The 19,231-nt window shown below is 30.4% G+C and carries 18 protein-coding genes and 4 tRNA genes; 17 read left to right on the top strand and 5 right to left on the bottom strand.

Annotation, left to right across the window (positions count from 1 at the left end):
• Nucleotides 1-5: 5 nt before the first annotated feature.
• The 7 genes from HMPREF2737_RS11055 to yhaM all read left to right on the top strand — a co-directional run bounded on the left by HMPREF2737_RS11055 (nucleotide 6) and on the right by yhaM (nucleotide 8,478).
• Nucleotides 6-629: a response regulator gene (locus tag HMPREF2737_RS11055; protein WP_037552195.1), complete on the top strand. Its 624-nt coding sequence runs from the start codon at nucleotides 6-8 to the stop codon at nucleotides 627-629.
• 264 nt (nucleotides 630-893) lie between these two features.
• Complete coding sequence (locus HMPREF2737_RS11050; protein WP_011275416.1) at nucleotides 894-1,358, top strand: XRE family transcriptional regulator XdrA; 465 nt, start codon at nucleotides 894-896, stop codon at nucleotides 1,356-1,358.
• Nucleotides 1,359-1,727: 369 nt separating this feature from the next.
• Nucleotides 1,728-2,858 (top strand): DUF445 domain-containing protein, encoded by a 1,131-nt coding sequence (locus HMPREF2737_RS11045; protein ID WP_037552199.1) that lies wholly within the window; start codon nucleotides 1,728-1,730, stop codon nucleotides 2,856-2,858.
• A gap of 68 nt (nucleotides 2,859-2,926) precedes the next feature.
• The gene (locus HMPREF2737_RS11040; protein ID WP_011275418.1) at nucleotides 2,927-3,271 is read left to right on the top strand and encodes a YlbF/YmcA family competence regulator; all 345 of its coding nucleotides are present in this window, start codon (nucleotides 2,927-2,929) and stop codon (nucleotides 3,269-3,271) included.
• A gap of 146 nt (nucleotides 3,272-3,417) precedes the next feature.
• Nucleotides 3,418-4,614, top strand: a complete 1,197-nt coding sequence (locus HMPREF2737_RS11035; protein ID WP_037552201.1) for a metallophosphoesterase family protein — start codon at nucleotides 3,418-3,420, stop codon at nucleotides 4,612-4,614.
• Nucleotides 4,604-7,540: an ATP-binding protein gene (locus HMPREF2737_RS11030; RefSeq protein ID WP_037552203.1), complete on the top strand. Its 2,937-nt coding sequence runs from the start codon at nucleotides 4,604-4,606 to the stop codon at nucleotides 7,538-7,540. Before HMPREF2737_RS11035 ends, HMPREF2737_RS11030 begins: the two co-directional genes overlap by 11 nt.
• On the top strand, nucleotides 7,537-8,478 hold the full coding sequence (gene yhaM / locus HMPREF2737_RS11025) for a 3'-5' exoribonuclease YhaM (RefSeq protein WP_037552205.1): 942 nt from the start codon (nucleotides 7,537-7,539) through the stop codon (nucleotides 8,476-8,478). The genes HMPREF2737_RS11030 and yhaM overlap by 4 nt, the downstream gene beginning before the upstream one ends.
• 163 nt (nucleotides 8,479-8,641) lie before the next feature.
• Here the strand turns inward: yhaM and HMPREF2737_RS11020 are convergent, their stop codons facing one another.
• The 4 genes from HMPREF2737_RS11020 to HMPREF2737_RS11005 all read right to left on the bottom strand — a co-directional run bounded on the left by HMPREF2737_RS11020 (nucleotide 8,642) and on the right by HMPREF2737_RS11005 (nucleotide 11,449).
• On the bottom strand, nucleotides 8,642-9,616 hold the full coding sequence (locus tag HMPREF2737_RS11020; RefSeq protein WP_070650063.1) for a peptidylprolyl isomerase PrsA: 975 nt from the start codon (nucleotides 9,614-9,616) through the stop codon (nucleotides 8,642-8,644).
• Nucleotides 9,617-9,788: 172 nt separating this feature from the next.
• On the bottom strand, nucleotides 9,789-10,346 hold the full coding sequence (locus HMPREF2737_RS11015) for a DUF3267 domain-containing protein (RefSeq protein ID WP_037552209.1): 558 nt from the start codon (nucleotides 10,344-10,346) through the stop codon (nucleotides 9,789-9,791).
• 160 nt (nucleotides 10,347-10,506) lie between these two features.
• Nucleotides 10,507-10,881, bottom strand: a complete 375-nt coding sequence (locus HMPREF2737_RS11010; protein WP_037552211.1) for a YtxH domain-containing protein — start codon at nucleotides 10,879-10,881, stop codon at nucleotides 10,507-10,509.
• A 142-nt stretch (nucleotides 10,882-11,023) separates the two neighbouring features.
• Nucleotides 11,024-11,449, bottom strand: coding sequence for an HIT family protein (locus HMPREF2737_RS11005; protein ID WP_037552213.1), 426 nt, complete (start codon nucleotides 11,447-11,449; stop codon nucleotides 11,024-11,026).
• A gap of 130 nt (nucleotides 11,450-11,579) precedes the next feature.
• Between HMPREF2737_RS11005 and HMPREF2737_RS11000 the strand changes: the two genes are divergently transcribed.
• Both HMPREF2737_RS11000 and HMPREF2737_RS10995 read left to right on the top strand, forming a co-directional pair.
• Nucleotides 11,580-12,320 (top strand): ABC transporter ATP-binding protein EcsA, encoded by a 741-nt coding sequence (locus tag HMPREF2737_RS11000; protein WP_037552216.1) that lies wholly within the window; start codon nucleotides 11,580-11,582, stop codon nucleotides 12,318-12,320.
• A complete protein-coding gene (locus tag HMPREF2737_RS10995; RefSeq protein WP_037552218.1) occupies nucleotides 12,313-13,536 on the top strand; it encodes an ABC transporter permease EcsB in 1,224 nt (407 codons plus the stop codon). The genes HMPREF2737_RS11000 and HMPREF2737_RS10995 overlap by 8 nt, the downstream gene beginning before the upstream one ends.
• Nucleotides 13,537-13,595: 59 nt before the next feature.
• On the opposite strand, the gene HMPREF2737_RS10990 is transcribed toward HMPREF2737_RS10995, so the two are convergent.
• Entirely contained in the window at nucleotides 13,596-14,096 is a 501-nt protein-coding gene (locus tag HMPREF2737_RS10990) for a hypothetical protein (protein ID WP_037552221.1), read from the bottom strand.
• A 287-nt stretch (nucleotides 14,097-14,383) separates the two neighbouring features.
• Between HMPREF2737_RS10990 and hemE the strand changes: the two genes are divergently transcribed.
• From hemE to HMPREF2737_RS10950, 8 genes are all read left to right on the top strand, one after another.
• Entirely contained in the window at nucleotides 14,384-15,418 is a 1,035-nt protein-coding gene (hemE, locus tag HMPREF2737_RS10985) for a uroporphyrinogen decarboxylase (protein WP_037552223.1), read from the top strand.
• 36 nt (nucleotides 15,419-15,454) lie between these two features.
• Nucleotides 15,455-16,378 carry a ferrochelatase gene (gene hemH / locus HMPREF2737_RS10980; protein WP_037552226.1) on the top strand — a complete coding sequence of 308 codons (924 nt, stop codon included), beginning with the start codon at nucleotides 15,455-15,457 and terminating at the stop codon, nucleotides 16,376-16,378.
• Nucleotides 16,379-16,396: 18 nt separating this feature from the next.
• Entirely contained in the window at nucleotides 16,397-17,791 is a 1,395-nt protein-coding gene (gene hemY / locus HMPREF2737_RS10975; RefSeq protein ID WP_037552228.1) for a protoporphyrinogen oxidase, read from the top strand.
• Nucleotides 17,792-17,889: 98 nt separating this feature from the next.
• Nucleotides 17,890-18,450 (top strand): RBBP9/YdeN family alpha/beta hydrolase, encoded by a 561-nt coding sequence (locus HMPREF2737_RS10970; protein ID WP_037552231.1) that lies wholly within the window; start codon nucleotides 17,890-17,892, stop codon nucleotides 18,448-18,450.
• Between the two features lie 395 nt (nucleotides 18,451-18,845).
• Nucleotides 18,846-18,919, top strand: a tRNA-Met gene (locus HMPREF2737_RS10965).
• Nucleotides 18,920-18,934: 15 nt separating this feature from the next.
• A tRNA-Asp gene (locus HMPREF2737_RS10960) sits at nucleotides 18,935-19,010 on the top strand.
• Nucleotides 19,011-19,021: 11 nt separating this feature from the next.
• Nucleotides 19,022-19,094, top strand: a tRNA-Phe gene (locus HMPREF2737_RS10955).
• Nucleotides 19,095-19,107: 13 nt separating this feature from the next.
• A tRNA-His gene (locus HMPREF2737_RS10950) sits at nucleotides 19,108-19,183 on the top strand.
• Nucleotides 19,184-19,231 lie beyond the last annotated feature (48 nt).

The raw sequence follows: 19,231 nt of genomic DNA, 5'->3' as shown, positions 1-19,231 counted from the left end.
AAATTGTGGCTAAAGTCATATTGATTGATGACCATCATATTGTAAGACAAGGATTGGAATTCCTTTTATCGACGGTGGCTGATTTGGAAGTTTTGGCAAGCTTATCGGATGGTCAATCTTTAATTAATTATTTAAATGAACATGATATACCAGATATCATCCTTCTTGATTTGGTAATGCCTGAAATGAATGGTATTGAAGTGACAGAATACGTGAAACGTCATTTCCCTGATATTAAAGTATTGGTATTAACAAGTTATGTAGATGATGAACATGTTATTTCAGCTATTAATAAAGGGGCAGATGGATATGAAATGAAGGATGTTGAGCCTCAAAAATTAATTCAAACGATACATGACGTTTTAAATAATAAACGGATTATTAATCCAGAAGCACAAAGTGTAATAGACACCGTATCTTCAAAACCACATAATACTAATAAGCTATCTAAACGAGAAATAGAAGTATTAGCTGAAATGGTAAAAGGTAAAACGAACAAAGAAATTGCAAATACGTTATTCGTTTCTGAAAAAACAATAAAAACACATGTTAGTCATATATTTAATAAGTTAAGTGTAACAGACCGTACACAAGCAGCAATTTATGCTATTGAAAATAAACTTGTATAGAGTGTAATATAATAAATCGTTAAAGAGCTAGGAATGAAAATACAATTAAAATGTAAAGGATTATTAGAAGTGAGTTAGCAAATAAATTAATTTAATTATTTTGATAATTTCGCCATTAATAAAATTGTATACAAAAACAAAAATTCCTCTTTTCATTTTATTGAAAATATATTAAGATGTAATTTGTGTTTCAAGAAATGTGTATTATTGCAATTTCTTGTGTCCGGATAAATTAACCCCTATTAGAAAGGTAGAGAATAAAATATGGATAGACAGAGTTTCACAGATTTAATTCAAACAAAATTTAAAATGGTAAGAATTGAAGCGGGCTATACGCAAGATACTATGGCTCAAACAATTGGCCTTTCAAAAAAAACATTAGTTCAAATTGAGAAAGAACGTGTGTTACCAAACTGGACAACATGTGTTTCAATTTGTGCATTATTCAGAGATTCAGATGTTTTAAATAATACGTTCGGTTGTGATCCTTTAGAAATTGTTCAAACTATTTCACGTAATCATTGTGCATATCCAAATCATTCAACAACTAGTGATATTTATTGGAATACTATCGAAACACGTAATGGTTTTATGTTACAAAGTAATAAAGTAAGCAACATATATAGAGTATTAAATTCAGAAAAGCAACCTATCTTTGGCACTTCAAAATTAAGAGAAGCTGAAACATACTTTAACAGAAATGCTAAAGAGGAATTAATGCACGTTTAATAATAGTTAAAATATTATGATTTAATATGAAAGTGATAGAAGAATCACACCAGATTTAATCACTTTTAATTTATATACATTCAAGGTATGTGGTTATTACATATGGCGAACATAATGTTTTGAGACTACATAGCTTAATTGTAAAACTGATTGAACCGAGATTATTCTTATATCAAGAAATTCTCAGCTTAAGTTTAACTTGATATTAATTAAAAGACGAGCCTAAGATGTTTGATATCGCGGCTCGATTTTTTTATTTCAAAACATTTCTGCATTTTCAATTTTAATGCAAAGTAAAATTAAGGAACCATATATTCCAAAGTGATATAATCATCATATTGTGAAAATAATTTTTAAGGAGAAATCGAGATGCAAGCTTTTTTTGTTATCCTATTTATGGTAGTAGTAGGGGCTGTAATTGGAGGCATAACAAATGTAATTGCAATAAGAATGTTATTCCATCCATTTAAACCATATTATATATTCAAGATGCGTATACCATTTACACCTGGTCTAATTCCTAAAAGAAGGGAAGAAATTGCTACTAAGATAGGTCAAGTGATTGAAGAACATTTGATAACAGAGTCAGTTATATATCAAAAGTTAAATGAACCAAATACTCGTGAAGCAATCAATGATTTAGTAATAAAGCAATTGTCTAAACTAAAAAGTGACGATGCTACAATACGAAAGTTTGCAAATCAATTTGATTTTGATCTTGATGACCTCATTAACAATAAGCTAGATAAAACCATAATAAATAAATTGAATAATTATTACTATGATAAACAGGCAACATCAATTAATGAAATTCTTCCTGCAGAAGTAATAACAATGGTTGATGAAAAATTAGACCAAGCAGGAGATTTAATTCGAGAACGTGCACGTAATTATCTTTCTTCAGATAAAGGTGCTAGAGATATTTACGATATGCTAGATACATTTTTTACTGAAAAAGGTAAAATTGTTGGATTATTACAAATGTTTATGACTAAAGAAAGTATTGCTGAACGTGTTCAACATGAATTAATACGTTTAACAAGACACCCTAAAGCAAAAGTTATTATTGACAAAGTGATTCGAGATGAATATGAAACATTAAAATCTCAATCTTTAAGTCATGTTGTTAAAGAAGAACAATTTACAAATATAAGTGAATCCTTGGTGCATTTAATCATGACAAATTTACAATTAAATGAAAAAATGGATACTCCAATCAGTAGGTTAACACCAAAATTAGTTGATCAAATTCAAGTAGGAGTTGCTAATACAATTACTGATTTAATAATTAAACAAGCATCTAATCATTTATCACCGATAATGACAAAAATAAATTTACGTCAGATGGTTGAAAATCAAATTAATACCTTTGACTTAGATTATATTGAAAGATTAATTATTGAAATCGCTAATAAAGAGTTAAAACTTATCATGTCATTAGGTTTTATTTTGGGTGGTATTATAGGATTCTTCCAAGGTATAGTCGCAATCTTTGTCTAACTATAAATAATATGTTATGGTAATAAAGAGTTGTCAAAATTACTTTTCACTAAGGAGTGCAAACAAACATGGCAGTAAATTTATATGATTATGCAAATCAACTAGAACAAGCATTAAGAGATAGTGATGAATATAAAGCTATTAAAGATGCTTTCTCTAAAGTTAAAGATAATGAAGAATCAAAAAAATTATTCGATGAGTTCCGTGAAACTCAATTAAGTTTCCAACAAAAACAAATGCAAGGTGAAGAAATTCCTGAAGAAGATTTAGCAAAAGCTCAAGAACAAGCTCAAGCAATTGAAAAAGATGAAAATATTTCTGAATTAATGCAAGCTGAGCAAAAAATGAGCCAAGTATTCCAAGAAATTAACCAAATCATTGTTAAACCTTTAGATGAAATTTACGCTGACTAATTGTTAGCACAATAAGCTACAAAACTTTCAATTGAAAGCTTTGTAGCTTTTTTAATATATAAGTTCATCGACCCAAATAAATAAGTTATGGTAAAATATAGGAATACATAAAGATAAACGAAGATGCAATTAAGGAGCTCATTTCAATGATAAAATTTATTCACTGTGCAGATTTACATCTCGACAGCCCCTTTAAATCTAAAAGTCATTTGGCGCCATCAATTTTTGAAGATGTTCAAAACAGTGCTTATGAAAGCTTTAAGAAGATTGTCGATACAGCATTAAAAGAAGAAGTTGATTTTGTTCTCATCGTTGGAGATTTATTTGATAGTGAGAATCGTACGTTGCGTGCTGAAGTATTCTTGAAAGAACAATTTAAGCGATTAGAAAAAGAACAAATTTTCGTTTACATAAGTCATGGTAATCATGATCCACTTACTGAAAAAATTACTAATGATTGGCCAGATAATGTTTCGGTCTTCTCAAATAGAGTAGAAACATATCAAGCTATCACAAAAGATGGAGAGACAATTTTTGTTCATGGTTTTAGTTATCAAAATGATACAAGTTATGAAAATAAAATTGATGAGTATCCATCTAGCCAAGGTAAAAAAGGTATTCATATTGGAATGTTACACGGTACTTATAGTAAATCTTCAACTAAAAATCGCTATACTGAATTTATTTTAGAAGATTTGAATCAAAAACTATATCATTATTGGGCACTTGGCCATATTCATGAAAGACAAGAATTAAGTGATATGCCTCCAATTTACTATCCTGGAAACATTCAAGGACGTCATTTTGGTGAGCAAGGACCTAAGGGATGTTTATTGGTTGAAGGTGACCATTTACGATTAAACGCTACTTTTATTCCAACGCAACAAATTAGATTTGAAGAAGCTACTATCAATACTGACAAACTTACAAAACAAGGTATCTATGAAGCAATTCAATCCTTCAAAGAAAGCGTACGTTCTGATGGAAAGGCTTTTTATAGATTAACTGTAAATGTTGACAGTGATAGACCCATATCTTCACAAGACATTAGTCAAATTAAAGAAATGATTGATGACTATGAAGAAAATGAACATCACTTCGTAATCATAGAAACGCTCACATTTAATTATATCCAAATGGATGAAGTACCTCTTGTAAGAGAATTTTCAGCTGATTTAATCAAAGATAATAAAGTGTTTGAAGAGGCGATGACTGAATTATATTTAAACCCTAGAGCATCCAAATATTTAGAAGATTATACTGAGTTTGACACTGTTGAACTTGTTAATCGCGCTGAGAACATTTTAAAGGCAGACATGAGAGGTGAAAGTGATGATCATTAAATCTTTAGAGATCTATGGCTATGGTCAATTTGTGCATCGTAAAATAGAGTTCAACCGTGAATTTACGGAAATTTTCGGTGAGAATGAAGCTGGTAAATCAACGATTCAAGCTTTCATACATTCTATACTTTTTGGCTTTCCAACGAAAAAAGAAAAAGAACCTCGACTTGAACCACGTATGGGTAACCAGTATGGGGGAAAACTTACGCTTATAATAGATGACCAATCAGAGATCGTAGTAGAGAGAGTTAAAGGTAGCATTTCAGGTGATGTAAAAGTTCACTTAGAAAATGGTTTGATTCGAGACGAAGCTTGGCTCAAGAAAAAATTAAATTACATTTCTAAGAAAACTTATCAAGGTATATTCTCGTTTAATGTGCTTGGATTACAAGATATTCACCGTAACTTAGATGAGGACCAGTTACAAAGTTATTTACTTGAAGCAGGTGCATTAGGTTCTTCTGAGTTCACAATGATGAATAAAATGGTCAGTCAAAAGAAAACCACGCTTTATAAAAAGGCTGGAAAAAACCCAATACTCAATCAACAGCTCGATGAATTGAAAAACCTTGAAGCCCAAATAAGAGAAGAAGAGTCTAAGTTAGATGACTATCATCGTTTAGTTGATGATAGAGATAAATCACAACGTCATTTGGAACATTTAAAAGCCAATCTAAACCAATTATCAAAAATGCATGAAAGTAAACAAAAGCAACTTGCTATTCATGAACAAGCCCAAGAATGGAAAGATTTAGAGCAAAAACTTAATATTGAGCCATTAAGTTTTCCGGAAAAAGGGATCGAGCGTTATGAAACAGCTTCAAATTACAAACAATCTCTAGCTAGAGATATAAGTTTGCGTGAAGAGAAATTAAAACAATTAGAGAATGAATTTAATGCAATTCCTGCTTTGAACGAAGATACAGCTAATCATATTTATCATTTAACGCGTGATGAAAATGAAATTCAACAAGCTGAAATGAAATCTTCTTCACTTAAGCAAGAAATTGATGATTACGAGCGTAAAGAAGCTGATTTGAAAACAAGTATTGGTTGGCAAGAAGTTTATCACAATACAGATACCTCTGAATCTATGAAGAATTATGTTAGTGAAATTATCAAGACGCGAAATGAACAAAAAGTGTTAAAACAACAAGTTGAAAGAGCTATTGATGAAAATCAAATTGAACAAAATACGCTATCTCAGGAAATAAAAAACTTGGAAAAAGATTTAGTTTCTGAAGATTCACTGGATAAAAAGAAACAATATAATCAACAAAAGTTAGAACTACATGAGAAAGAGAATCTGTATAACAAACTTAAAGATACTTTTAATTCTGATAAAGAAAGAAAGCAAAAGCGAAATTGGTGGCTTAGATTAAGTTTTATAGTGTTATCTATAGTTGGTCTGGGTTTAACACTATTCTCATTTGTGACACATAATTTAATTTTCGGAGTTATATTTGCAATCTTAACTGTCATATTTATTGTTGGTACTTTCTTGGTTAAGACAAAAGAAATTGATTACAGTGAATCAATTAGTGAAGAAATTAATGATTTGGAACAACAAATTAATGATTTGGAATCTAATTACGATTTAAACTTCGACTTAGATCAACAATTTCAACTTCGTGAACGTTGGAGTAATGCAAGTAACAATAAAAGAGTATTAGCTAATAAATTAAATCATCAAGAAAATTTACTGACAAAAACAGAACAACAAATCAATGACTTAACTCAAAAATTAAATGCAGTTAAAGAAAATGTGAAAGTACCTAATGAAATGACAGATGTTTTATTACTAGATAGCTTTAAAACTATGAATCAACTTAAATCAAATGACAGTTACCGCAGTAAATTATTAGATCAACATCAACAAGTAAATCAGAAATTGACGCATTTTTATGATAATGCGCTTAAAAATACTGGAAATGAAATCACACCATTTAATAAAGTTTCACTATTTAATGATATGAAGAGCTGGATTTCTAAATACGAAAGTAATAAAGAGAAGAAAGAACAACTTAAAAGTCAAATTGAGTTATTAAGTAATGAATTGAAACAATTAAAAGAACAATTAGAAGAAAATGAAAAAACTATTAATACATTATTTACTTATATCAATGTTTCAAGTGAAGAAGCATTTTATCAATCTTACGAGCAATATCAATTGTATCACCAACAACTTGCAAGATTTAATGATTTAACTGCATATCTCGAAAATCAAAATTTCTCTTATGAAGATAGTTCGAATTTGAGCGAAAAAACAACTGCTCAATTGGAAGAAGAAGATGCGCTTCTTGCTAAACAAGTTGATGCATATAACGATCAGTATTTAGATAAACAAACTGAAGTTAGTGACTTAACCGCTCAAATTAATTACATGGAGACAGATAAAACATTATCTAAGTTAAGACATGATTATTATAACTTGAAGAATAGAATGAATGATTTAGCTAAAGATTGGGCTAGTTTAAGTTACTTAGAAGCATTAATAAATGAACATATTAACCAAATTAAAGATAAACGATTACCTCAAGTTATAAATGAAGCTGTAAATATATTTACGGATCTGACACAAAGGAATTACAATATGATAACTTATGAAAATGATACAATAATGGTTAAACACAATAATGGCCAAATGTATCATCCACTTGAACTAAGTCAATCAACGAAAGAATTATTATATATTGCACTTAGAATTAGTTTGATTAAGATTTTAAGACCTTATTATCCATTTCCAATAATTATTGATGATGCTTTTGTTCATTTTGATAAACAAAGAAAATCAATGATGTTAAACTATTTAAGAGAATTAGCCAAAGATTATCAAGTGTTATACTTCACTTGTATGAAAGATGCTGCAATTCCTTCTAAAGAGATGCTAATTTTAAATAAACTAGAGGAAGGCGGAAAACGATGAGAAATGTAGAAAAGCTAAATCCAGGAGATTCGGTTGAAAATTTCTTCTTAATTCATAGAGCTACACAAGGTGTTACTGCTCAAGGAAAAGACTATATGACTTTATTCTTACAAGACAAAAGTGGTGATATTGAAGCCAAACTATGGACTGTTAGTAAAGAAGATATGCAGATTCTTCAACCCGAAACAATTGTTTGGGTTAAAGGCGACGTGATTAATTATCGAGGTCGTAAACAGATGAAAGTCAATCAGTTTAGATTAGCTAAACCAGAAGACGGATTTAAGACTCAAGATTTCGTTGATGGTGCACCTTTATCTCCGGATGAAATCCAAGAAAACATTTCACACTATATATTAGATATTGAAAATGCTAATTTACAACGTATAACACGTCATTTATTGAAAAAATATCAAGATAAATTCTTTACGTATCCTGCAGCAAGTTCACACCATCATAATTTTGCAAGTGGATTAAGTTATCACGTACTTACAATGCTAGAAATAGCTAAGTCATTATGCAACATTTATCCATTGTTAAACCGTAGTTTGTTGTATAGTTCAATTATTTTGCATGATTTAGGTAAAGTAAGGGAATTAAGTGGTCCAGTGGCTACAACATATACAGTTGAAGGTAATTTGCTAGGACATATATCAATTGCAAGTGATGAAGTGGCGGAAGCGGCGAAAGAGTTAGGAATTGATGGTGAAGAAGTGATGTTACTTCGTCATATGATTTTAGCACATCACGGAAAAATGGAATTTGGATCACCTAAGTTACCACATTTAAAAGAAGCAGAAATATTATTCTTTATTGACAATATCGATGCGAAAATGAATATGTTTGAAAAAGCATTTAAGAAAACCGATAAAGGTCAATTTACTGAACGAATTTTTGGTATGGAAAATAGACAGTTTTACAATCCAGAAAAATTAGACTAATTAAAAAGCGTTTTTACCTTACAATGTCAATTATTGTATAGACAATGTAGTGGGTAAAAACGCTTGTTTTATACAATTTTGAACACGTGAAAGGGAGCAAGTCTTAATTCTTAACGAATTGATCGACTTGCTCCCTTACTATTTAATGTTATTACTATGAAAATTATGAAGATAAACCTGATGCAGCTGAAGAACTATCTGAAGATGACTGTTGTTGTTTAAGTTTCTCAGGATTTAAAATAGTGTTTTCTACAGCTTTCTTGATATCACTGTCTTTATAATCTACATCATATTCTTTCAATAAATCTTTATACGCATTTGTTAAAATCTTAGGATCTTTTTGTACCTTTTGTTCGATTAGTTTGGCTTTAAGTTTAGATGTTTGTTTATCAAAATCATTCTCTTTATCGGCTTTAATGACATGGTAACCATAGTTCGTTTTAACCACATCTGAAACTTGACCTTCTTTTAGTTTAAATAGTGCTTTTTCAAATTTACTTACCATTTGTCCTTTAACTACATAACCTAGAGAACCATCTTTTTTGGCACTTGAAGAATCCATAGATTCTTTCTTAGCGATTTCTCCAAATTTATCTGGGTTCTTTTCAACTTCTTTTTGAATTTTTTCAGCTTTCTCTTTAGCTTTTTTGTCTGATAAACCTTCTTTATCACTGCTGCTTGATTTAACTTTTATTAAAATATGAGAAGCTTTTTTAGTGTTTTCTTTAAGTTCTTTGTCTGACACTTTAACTTTATCAGCTAATAATTGTTTTTGATATGAGGCAAGTTTTTTCTGTTCTTTATAATCATCTAAAGACATACCTTGTTGTTTAAGCATACTTTCAAATTGATCTTTGCCACCATATTGTTTTTGTTCTTTTTTAATTTCATCATCGATATCTTTTGTATCGACTTTATCTTTATATTTATCAGCTAGAATTTTATTCAACGCAATGCTAAATGACGTACTAGCAATTTGTTCGTCACCAATTTTATTCATTACATCTTTTACTTTTACATCTCCAGCTTTAGAAGAGATTAATGTATTACTTTCTGAATCTGTTGCATTTGAACCGCATGCACCTAAAAGTAAAGCACTCGCAGTTACTGGAACAATTAATTTATTCATAATTTTCATAGTTGATAGCTCCTTTTACATTAATAACAACGTTACTATAACATATTATGAAAACATCACCAATTAGAAACAGGCTAGATACTGCCAAAGTATGAGATTAAGTAGGGCTTAAGTATTAAAAAAGTATCGAACTTGAGGCATAACATATGTTTCAAGCTCGATACTATGATACTTAATGAAAAGATTGATATGGCACTTTGTTTAATATATTTATACCTGTTTGATGCTCCTCAATAAAATGACCTTCATTTGAAAAAATAATAATCTTAAGATATAAAAAATCCATTACAGATATGCCAAAATTTAACGCAAGCAAAAACATAAAATAGTGTCCGTATTGCGGAAAGTGCATCGTTAGAAAAATCAAAAATATAGTTATTAAAATAAAAGGTAAAATTAAATTAATACAAAAGTATATCTTATGTACAGGCGTACTTACATACGTATTAAAATAGGGTAACCAACGTTTTTTGTTTAATTTATGAATTCTAAATGAATTAACATAAGGTAAGAAAAAGAGAAGGTGTAATGCTTTATGGATAGGGTACATAAGTGCAACAAATATTAATAAGATAACAAAATGTCGATCTGATAAAGGTGTATTTACAAAATAATACATTATTTCATAACTAATTAAAAATGCGATGACTGTAATAGTAAAACTTAAAAATGCAATTCTTGGTACACCAAATCGTGCATGAATATCAATTTGACGTTTACATAGAAACATACTGACACCTCTTAATAGGTCTTATTTATATACGCTACGTATTATCTAACTATCAGTAACAACAGTCAAGCCAATTTTGGCATTAATAAAGAGAGTAGCGAAATATTCATAATGATTTCAACGCCACTCCCGTATCACAGTTTGATCTAATGATTAAACTTTATTTATTATCTTTTGAAAAAGTATTACTTATTTCTTCGCCACGATTTTGTAGATTTTCAATGTGTGATTGTAATTTTTCGATATTAGGATTAATATCAGATTTAAAATCACCAATTAGTGTTTTAAATTCATCTCCAATTTCGCTACCATATGAGACACCATCATTTTTTACTTGCTTACTATAATCAATAATGTTAAAGAAATTACGTTTAAGTGACTCAATTTCACGTTCTAATTCAGAGCGAGACCCAGTAGGTTCTTTAGAATCAATCGTGTTATTCTTTACGCTTTGATCATCACGGTTTAACCAAGAAACAGCAATTCCAGATGCTACTCCCGCAGTAATACCAAATAATACGCGTGATATTTTCATGTTCTATTCTCCTCACTTATTATGTCGTTAACGGATAATAATAGAATAAGAAATGAAATAAATTTCAGATTCTACAACAATCATATTTCGACAAGTTAATTATAATTGTATACTACCCTAAAATGACATTCAATATGCAGAATTAATCAAATTGCGCTTTGATTTGATCAGCGATAGCTTGTTTTTGTTCATCATTAATTTCGTTCTCATGTGTTTCCCAATGGTATCCGAAACCGTCGATATCATTTTCGTATCGTGGTAAGAAATGGAAATGAATATGGAATACTGATTGATCTGCGAACTCACCATTATTTTGTATGATATTTAGACCATCAGGATTAAAAGCTTTCTTAATTGCATTAGCGACTTTAGGTAAAGCGGTACCAATATGTGCCATTGTCTCTTCGTCAGTTTCAAAAATATTTGGTGACGCTTTTTTAGGAATTAATAATGTATGACCTTTAGTCACTTGTGAAATATCTAAAAATGCATAAACAAAGTCATCTTCATAAACTTTAAAGCTTGGAATCTCTCCAGATAAAATTTTACTAAATACAGTTTCAGCCATTTGAATGCACTCCTTTTACGTATTTATAGCTTATTATAGCATTTGTAAAATAAAATTTCGTTAGTGAAGTAAATGTAATTTTAGTAGTTAAAAGCTAATTTTGGTACAATGTTATTCATGGAGGTGCCTTATGACAGTAAAAGTTGAACATTTAACAGGTGGTTATGGGAAACGTCCTGTTATTGAAGATATAAATTTTGAATTAAAAGCAGGGGAAATTGTTGGTTTAATTGGATTAAATGGTGCAGGCAAAAGCACAACTATTAAACATATGCTAGGTTTATTAACGCCAACTGAGGGTAATCTCTCTATCTCAAATACAGAAATTACAGATAACATCGAAGTTTATCGAAAAAAGTTATCTTATATACCTGAATCACCAATTATATATGAAGAATTAACATTAGAAGAGCATATTGCGATGACTGCAATGGCATATCAATTGAGTAAAGAAGAAGCAATGAAACGTGCAAGACCTTTACTTAAAACATTTAGATTAGAGAATGAATTAAAGGTCTTTCCTAGTCATTTCTCTAAAGGTATGAAACAAAAGGTGATGATAATATGTGCGTTCATTGTTAATCCAGAATTATATATTATTGACGAACCATTTTTAGGCCTTGATCCACTAGGGATTCAATCTATGTTGGATTTAATGGTAGAAAAGAAAAATGAAGGACGTACTGTTTTAATGAGTACGCATATTTTGGCAACTGCAGAACGTTATTGTGATCGATTTATTATTTTAGATAAAGGTAGAGTGGTTGCTTTCGGTGATTTAGAGGAGCTACGTAAACAAACTGGATTAAGTGGTCACACACTTGATGACATCTATATACATGTCACACAAGGTGGTCAAGAAAATGGATAATTCAGCTACTTCATTATTTAAATCTAGATTGAACACCATTCAAAAAGAGAAGCGTTATTATAATAAATTTATTTTTAATGGCCATTTTTCAGTATTTTTATTAATTTTATTGGGAGCATTTATATTAGGTTATGGTCAATGGTTGCAACATATACCTAAACATATAGATTATGCGTTATGTGCTAGTATAATATTAGCTGTAACATCTATCTTTCCAATACGAACATTTTTAAAAGATGCAGATAGAATATTTTTATTGCCTTTTGAAAAACATATGAAAAATTATATGAACCTAAGCATTCGCTACAGCTATTTTAATAGAATAGCGATACAACTAGTAATACTCATTATCTTGTTTCCATTATTTTCTAAATTAGATGGTGATTTCATAACACCATTTATCATCTTGAGTATTTTAACATTGATACACCCATGGATTGGATTGAAAGTGAGATGGCAATGGTATCAACTAAAGCAATCAAGTTGGAGTATAAGTTTAATTTTATTTTTGATTAATTTAGTAACATATGACTTAATATTGGGTTACCAAATGTACTGGGGAGTTATCTTTACGTTTATATTACTTGGTGGAATGTTAGCGTTACCTAAATTAAATCGAGTTAATTTATATCCATGGGAGCGAATGATAGGTATTGAAGAAAGACACCATACAAATTATTATAAATTCGTAAATATGTTTACGGATGTTAAACATTTAAAAGAGTCTGCAGTTAGACGTAGATATTTAGATTTCTTATTACCTACACCTAAAGGCCGGAAATTTAATTCTAAAAATATGTATTTATATCTATTTACACGTAGCTTTGTAAGAGGTAGAGATGCTTTTAGTATTATATTTAGACTGATTGTCATTGCATTAGTGCTAATGATTTGGCTATCGTTTCCTATTGTTTCAGCAATTATTGGATGTCTGTTCATGTACATTACATTATTGCAAATGTCTCAATTTTATACGCAACAAGCTTATGGATTATGGCCTCAAGTTTGGCCAGTACCAGATGTCGAAGTGATTAAAGGTTATGAAAAATTTCTTTATCGTTTAATGTTAATTATAGGATTAATTTTTTCAATTGCATTTATCAGTATATACCCACAATATTTCTTTTTCGCTCTAATCTTCTTTATAGTAGGGTGGTTAACGATTAGAAGCACAATTAAGAAGTTACAATATCAAGAATCACTACTTAAAGATTAAAAAGGTTGCCTATAACTAGAACAAGCAAAACTACATCTAGTTAAAAGGCAACCTTTTTATTATTCCTTGATTGGATATAAATATCTCTCAAAGTAGCTAGAATGTTGGCTACTAGAACCAAAATAATGTCTTAATGCATCTTTTGAAAAATAATCCTTAAATGTATCTGTTTCTTTAAAATCTTCGTAAGTTTGGCGATTAGCAAAACCAAAATAAACTTTGTAAGTTGTTCCTTGAACAGGCTTTAAAAAACGATAACTTTTAAAACCGGCAAACTTATCGAAATTTAATTCCAAATTTGCAATACGTTTTTCTAATTGATGAACATGATCATCAGAAGAAGGGATAAATATTGCTGAGTAAAAATGTGTTTGATCTAAGTCATTAATAGAATTAACAGTTGTGTAAACAGTGGGATGTTTTAAAATTGATTTTTCATCTGATTCTTCAATAATTACAGAAGAATCATTTGTTGAAAATAAAAATAGATTTCTATTAGTATTATTTGTTCGGATTTGATTTAAGTAACCATAAGTCCCATAAGTTGTATATATGTTCATGACTCATACCTCCTTTATTGTTTATATTATACGATTAATTAATGATACTAGCTATAATAATTGTATGTATTGTTTAAATATTTTAAAAATCCATTTAGTCTTATTGAGGGATATTTTTAAGCATATAAATATACTATAATTATGTTTAATAAATTATTATAATTTAGTGAATTGAAATGTACATTTATGCTTTGTCTTTTTTATGACATTTAAGTGTAGATAAACGATAATTATATCAGCATATGATATTATAGATAAGAATGATTTTAATTTAGGAGGACTATAAGGTGCATAATAAAAATAATACAATTTTACAAACAATTAAAGGTGAAAAAACATCTCATACACCTGTATGGTTTATGCGCCAAGCTGGCCGTTCACAACCAGAATATCGAAAATTAAAAGAGAAATATTCTCTTTTCGACATCACACATCAACCTGAATTATGTGCTTATGTAACTCAATTACCAGTTGATAATTATAATACTGATGCAGCAGTTTTATATAAAGATATAATGACACCTTTGAAACCAATTGGTGTTGATGTTGATATTAAATCAGGTATTGGACCAGTCATTAGCAATCCAATTAAATCTGTATCTGATGTAGATAAATTAACACAAATTGATCCAAAACGTGATGTACCGTACGTACTCGAAACAATTCAATTGCTAACACAAGAGAAATTGAATGTACCATTAATTGGGTTTACAGGTGCGCCATTTACATTAGCTTCTTATATGATTGAGGGCGGTCCTTCAAAAAATTATAATTATACTAAAGCAATGATGTATGGAGATGAGGCAACATGGTTTGCCTTAATGAATCATCTCGTACAAGTATCAGTTGACTATGTGGTTGCTCAGGTTGAAGCGGGCGCAGAGCTGATTCAAATTTTCGACTCATGGGTTGGAGCTTTAAATGTTAAAGATTATCGCTATTATATTAAACCTTCAATGGATAAGTTAATTAATGGAATTAAAGCTAAATATGATGTTCCTGTCATAATGTTTGGAGTGGGTGCAAGCCATCTAATTAATGAATGGAATGACTTAGCAATAGATGTCCTAGGATTAGATTGGCGTACGTCTATCTCATCAGCTACACAAATGGGTGTTAATAAAACGTTACAGGGTAATTTAGATCCTTCATTGTTACTCGCGCCTTGGGACGTAATAGAGCATAGAGTACGTGAAATTCTGGACGAGGGTATGGAAAGAGGTAAACACATTTTTAATTTAGGACACGGTGTTTTTCCTGAAGTACAACCTGATACATTAAAGCGAGTTACTCAATTTGTTCATGATTATACAAGTAAATAGTATTAAGAATACAAAGATTAAGGAAGGTTTTATTTAATGACTAAGACAGTAGGTTTATTAGTTATGGCATATGGAACACCATATAAAGAGAGTGATATTGAAGCATATTATACAGATATTAGACATGGTAAGAGACCAACTGATGAGGAATTACAAGATTTAAAAGACCGATATGAATTTATTGGTGGTCTTTCTCCTTTAGCTGGCACTACTGATCGTCAAGCTGAAGCATTAAAAGATGCTTTAAATCAAGTTTATGAAGATGTGGAATATAAATTGTATTTAGGTCTAAAGCATATTTCTCCATATATTGAAGAAGCTGTAGAAAAAATGTATAAAGATGGTATTAAAGAAGTGGTTACTGTTGTTTTAGCACCACATTATTCTAGTTTCTCAGTTGGATCATACAATAAACGTGCAAAAGAGGAAGCCAATAAATACGATATTGCTTTACATCATGTTGAACATTATTATCACCAACCTAAATTTATTGAGTATTGGACTAATAAAATCAATGAAACTTTAGAGCAAATTCCTCAAGATGAACATGATGAGACAATCTTAGTTGTATCAGCTCATAGTTTGCCTAAAGGTTTAATTGAAAAAAATAATGATCCATACCCTGATGAATTAAAAGATACAATGAATCGTTTACAAACATCTTCAAATATTAAACACGTTGCTCAAGGCTGGCAGTCTGAGGGTAACACAGGTACACCTTGGTTAGGACCCGATGTACAAGATTTAACAAGAACGTTGTACAACGAATATCAATATAAACACTTTATCTACACGCCTGTAGGTTTTGTATGTGAGCATTTAGAAGTACTGTATGATAATGATTATGAATGTAAAGTTGTGTGTGATGAGATAGGAGCAAATTACTATCGTCCAACAATGCCTAACACGGATCCATTATTTATTAATGCTATCGTGGATGAAATAAAAACAGTTTTTTAATAAAGGAAGGGACTCAATGTGAGTAAAAAAGTTGCAATTATTGGTGCAGGTATAACTGGCCTCTCAAGCGCATATTATTTAAAACATTATAAACCAGATATAGATGTAACCATTTTTGAAGCGACAAATCGACCAGGTGGAAAGATACAGACGTATCGTAAAGATGGATATACTATTGAACTAGGCCCTGAATCTTATCTTGGACGAAAAACAATCATGACTGATATAGCAAAAGATATTGGACTTGAAGATGATTTAATTACTAATGAAACAGGTCAGTCATACATTTTCGCAAAAAATAAATTGTATCCTATACCAGGTGGTTCGATTATGGGCATCCCAACTGATATTAAACCTTTTTTAAAAACAAGACTTATTTCACCAATAGGTAAGCTAAGAGCGGGACTAGATTTAGTAATACCCCCAATAAAAATTGAGGATGATATATCAGTTGGAGCGTTTTTTAGAAGACGATTAGGAAATGAAGTGCTTGAAAATTTAATAGAACCCCTCATGGGTGGTATTTATGGTACTGATATAGATCGATTAAGTTTAATGAGTACATTTCCTAATTTTAAAGAACAAGAGGAGAAGTATGGTAGTTTAATCAAAGGTATGCAACACGAAAAGGCTGAACGAATTAAACAACGTCAATTATACCCTGGTGCCCCTAAAGGTCAGTTTAGACAATTTCGTCACGGATTAAGTTCATTTATTGAAGCATTAACTAAAAATGTACAAGATAAAGGCGTAAAGATGAAATATCAAACACATGTAGAAGATATCATTATTAACAATGACAATTATGAAATAGCAACTGATCAATACAGTGAACAATTTGATGGTATTTTAATTACTACGCCTCATCAAACATTTATGAAATGGTTCAATCACGATCAAGCTTTTAAATACTTTAACGAGATGGATTCTACTTCAGTTGCAACGGTTGTATTTGCATTTGATGAGAAGAATATTGAAAACACATATAACGGTACTGGTTTTGTCATCGCGAGAACAAGTAATACTAATATTACAGCTTGTACTTGGACTAGTAAAAAATGGCCTTTTACTACACCGCAAGGAAAAGTTTTAATTAGAGCTTATGTAGGTAAACCAGGTGATACAGTTGTTGAAGATCATACTGATGAAGAAATTGCGACTATCGCACGTCGTGATTTAAATAAAATGATGACTTTTCATGGAGATCCGGATTTTACAATTGTTAATCGTTTGACTAAAAGCATGCCTCAATATCACATTGGTCATATTAGTCAAATAAGAAAAATTCAACAACACGTTAAAAATAATTATTCTGCACTCAGAATCACAGGAGCACCATTTGAAGCGGTTGGGCTTCCAGATTGTATTCAACAAGGTAAAAATGCTGTGGAAGAATTGCTTGATGAAATATAATAATTTAAACACTTTTTTTGAGGTGAATTTGCCTCTTTAAAAGTGTTTTGTTATATAAATTGAGAATTATTATTTAGTTTAAGGAGGTAAAAATATTAATGACTAATGTAATTATAGTTCATTCACAATTAGGAAATTCTCATAACCACTGGTATAAGTGGTTGCAACATAATTTAGAACTAGAAGGTTATGATGTTCAATTATTTCATTTAGATGAAAGTAAGAATGATAATATAGACAATTGGGTCTTCGAATTAAATCAACAAATTGAACTTTTATCTAAAGATACTTATTTTGTCACTCATGGGTATGGTTCATTGGCTACTTTGAAATACATTGAAGGTCTATCAATTTATGAACCATTTGAGGGGTTCTTCAGTATAGCAGGATTTAAAGAAGATGCGAAGAAAATAGACGATTCAATAAAAGTAGGGGAGTTTAATGTTGATTATGACTTAATTAAAACTAAAGTTAATCACTTTTATGGACTAGCTTCAAAAGATGATTCTTATGTTTCTTACATAGAAACTCAAAACTTAATTGACGAATTAGGTGGTAAGACTAAAATTGTTGATGAAGGTGGACATTTCTTAGAAGAAGAAGGCTTTGTATCTTTTACTGAATTACAAGAAAAAATGCAACATTACATGACTAAATAATAAAACATGTGATTTAATTATTAATACGTTCAATATTTAAACTAATTTAAGTAGGGAGTTAAAGCTACCTACTTTTTATTATTATTAAGGTTGATAATTAAATATAGAGATACTTTCAAGTGCAATTAGATATCCAATAGGTATCTTTAATTAAAATATTTTAAATGTAGCGTTTTTTTACACAAAATAGTTTGCAATACTTATTGACTAAGTTAATGATACTATATATACTAATAAAGTATTCGAAAAGGCGATGACTATTAGACAATTGTCGCATTTCAATATGAAGATTCAATTAAATGAATGTAAAATTTATTTAAAATTAATATTGACATCAGACAATATAAAATGATATAGTTATTAGGTACTGATTTTTGAGACGTAAATAATATTAGCGCGGGATGGAGCAGTTCGGTAGCTCGTCGGGCTCATAACCCGAAGGTCGGTGGTTCAAATCCGCCTCCCGCAATACATAGTTTTAATAGGTCTCGTAGTGTAGCGGTTAACACGCCTGCCTGTCACGCAGGAGATCGCGGGTTCGATTCCCGTCGAGACCGCCATTACTTATTACGGTTCAGTAGCTCAGTTGGTAGAGCAATGGATTGAAGCTCCATGTGTCGGCAGTTCGATTCTGTCCTGAACCATTCAATCATTTTGGCGGTTGTGGCGAAGTGGTTAACGCATCGGATTGTGGTTCCGACATTCGAGGGTTCGATTCCCTTCAACCGCCCCATAATCGTTTACTACGCGGGTGTAGTTTAATGGCAAAACCTCAGCCTTC

The sequence above is a fragment of the Staphylococcus sp. HMSC069D12 genome, from assembly GCF_001810405.1.
GTDB classification, from domain to species: Bacteria; Bacillota; Bacilli; order Staphylococcales; family Staphylococcaceae; genus Staphylococcus; species Staphylococcus haemolyticus.
This window is presented reverse-complemented; position numbering and strand designations above follow the sequence as displayed.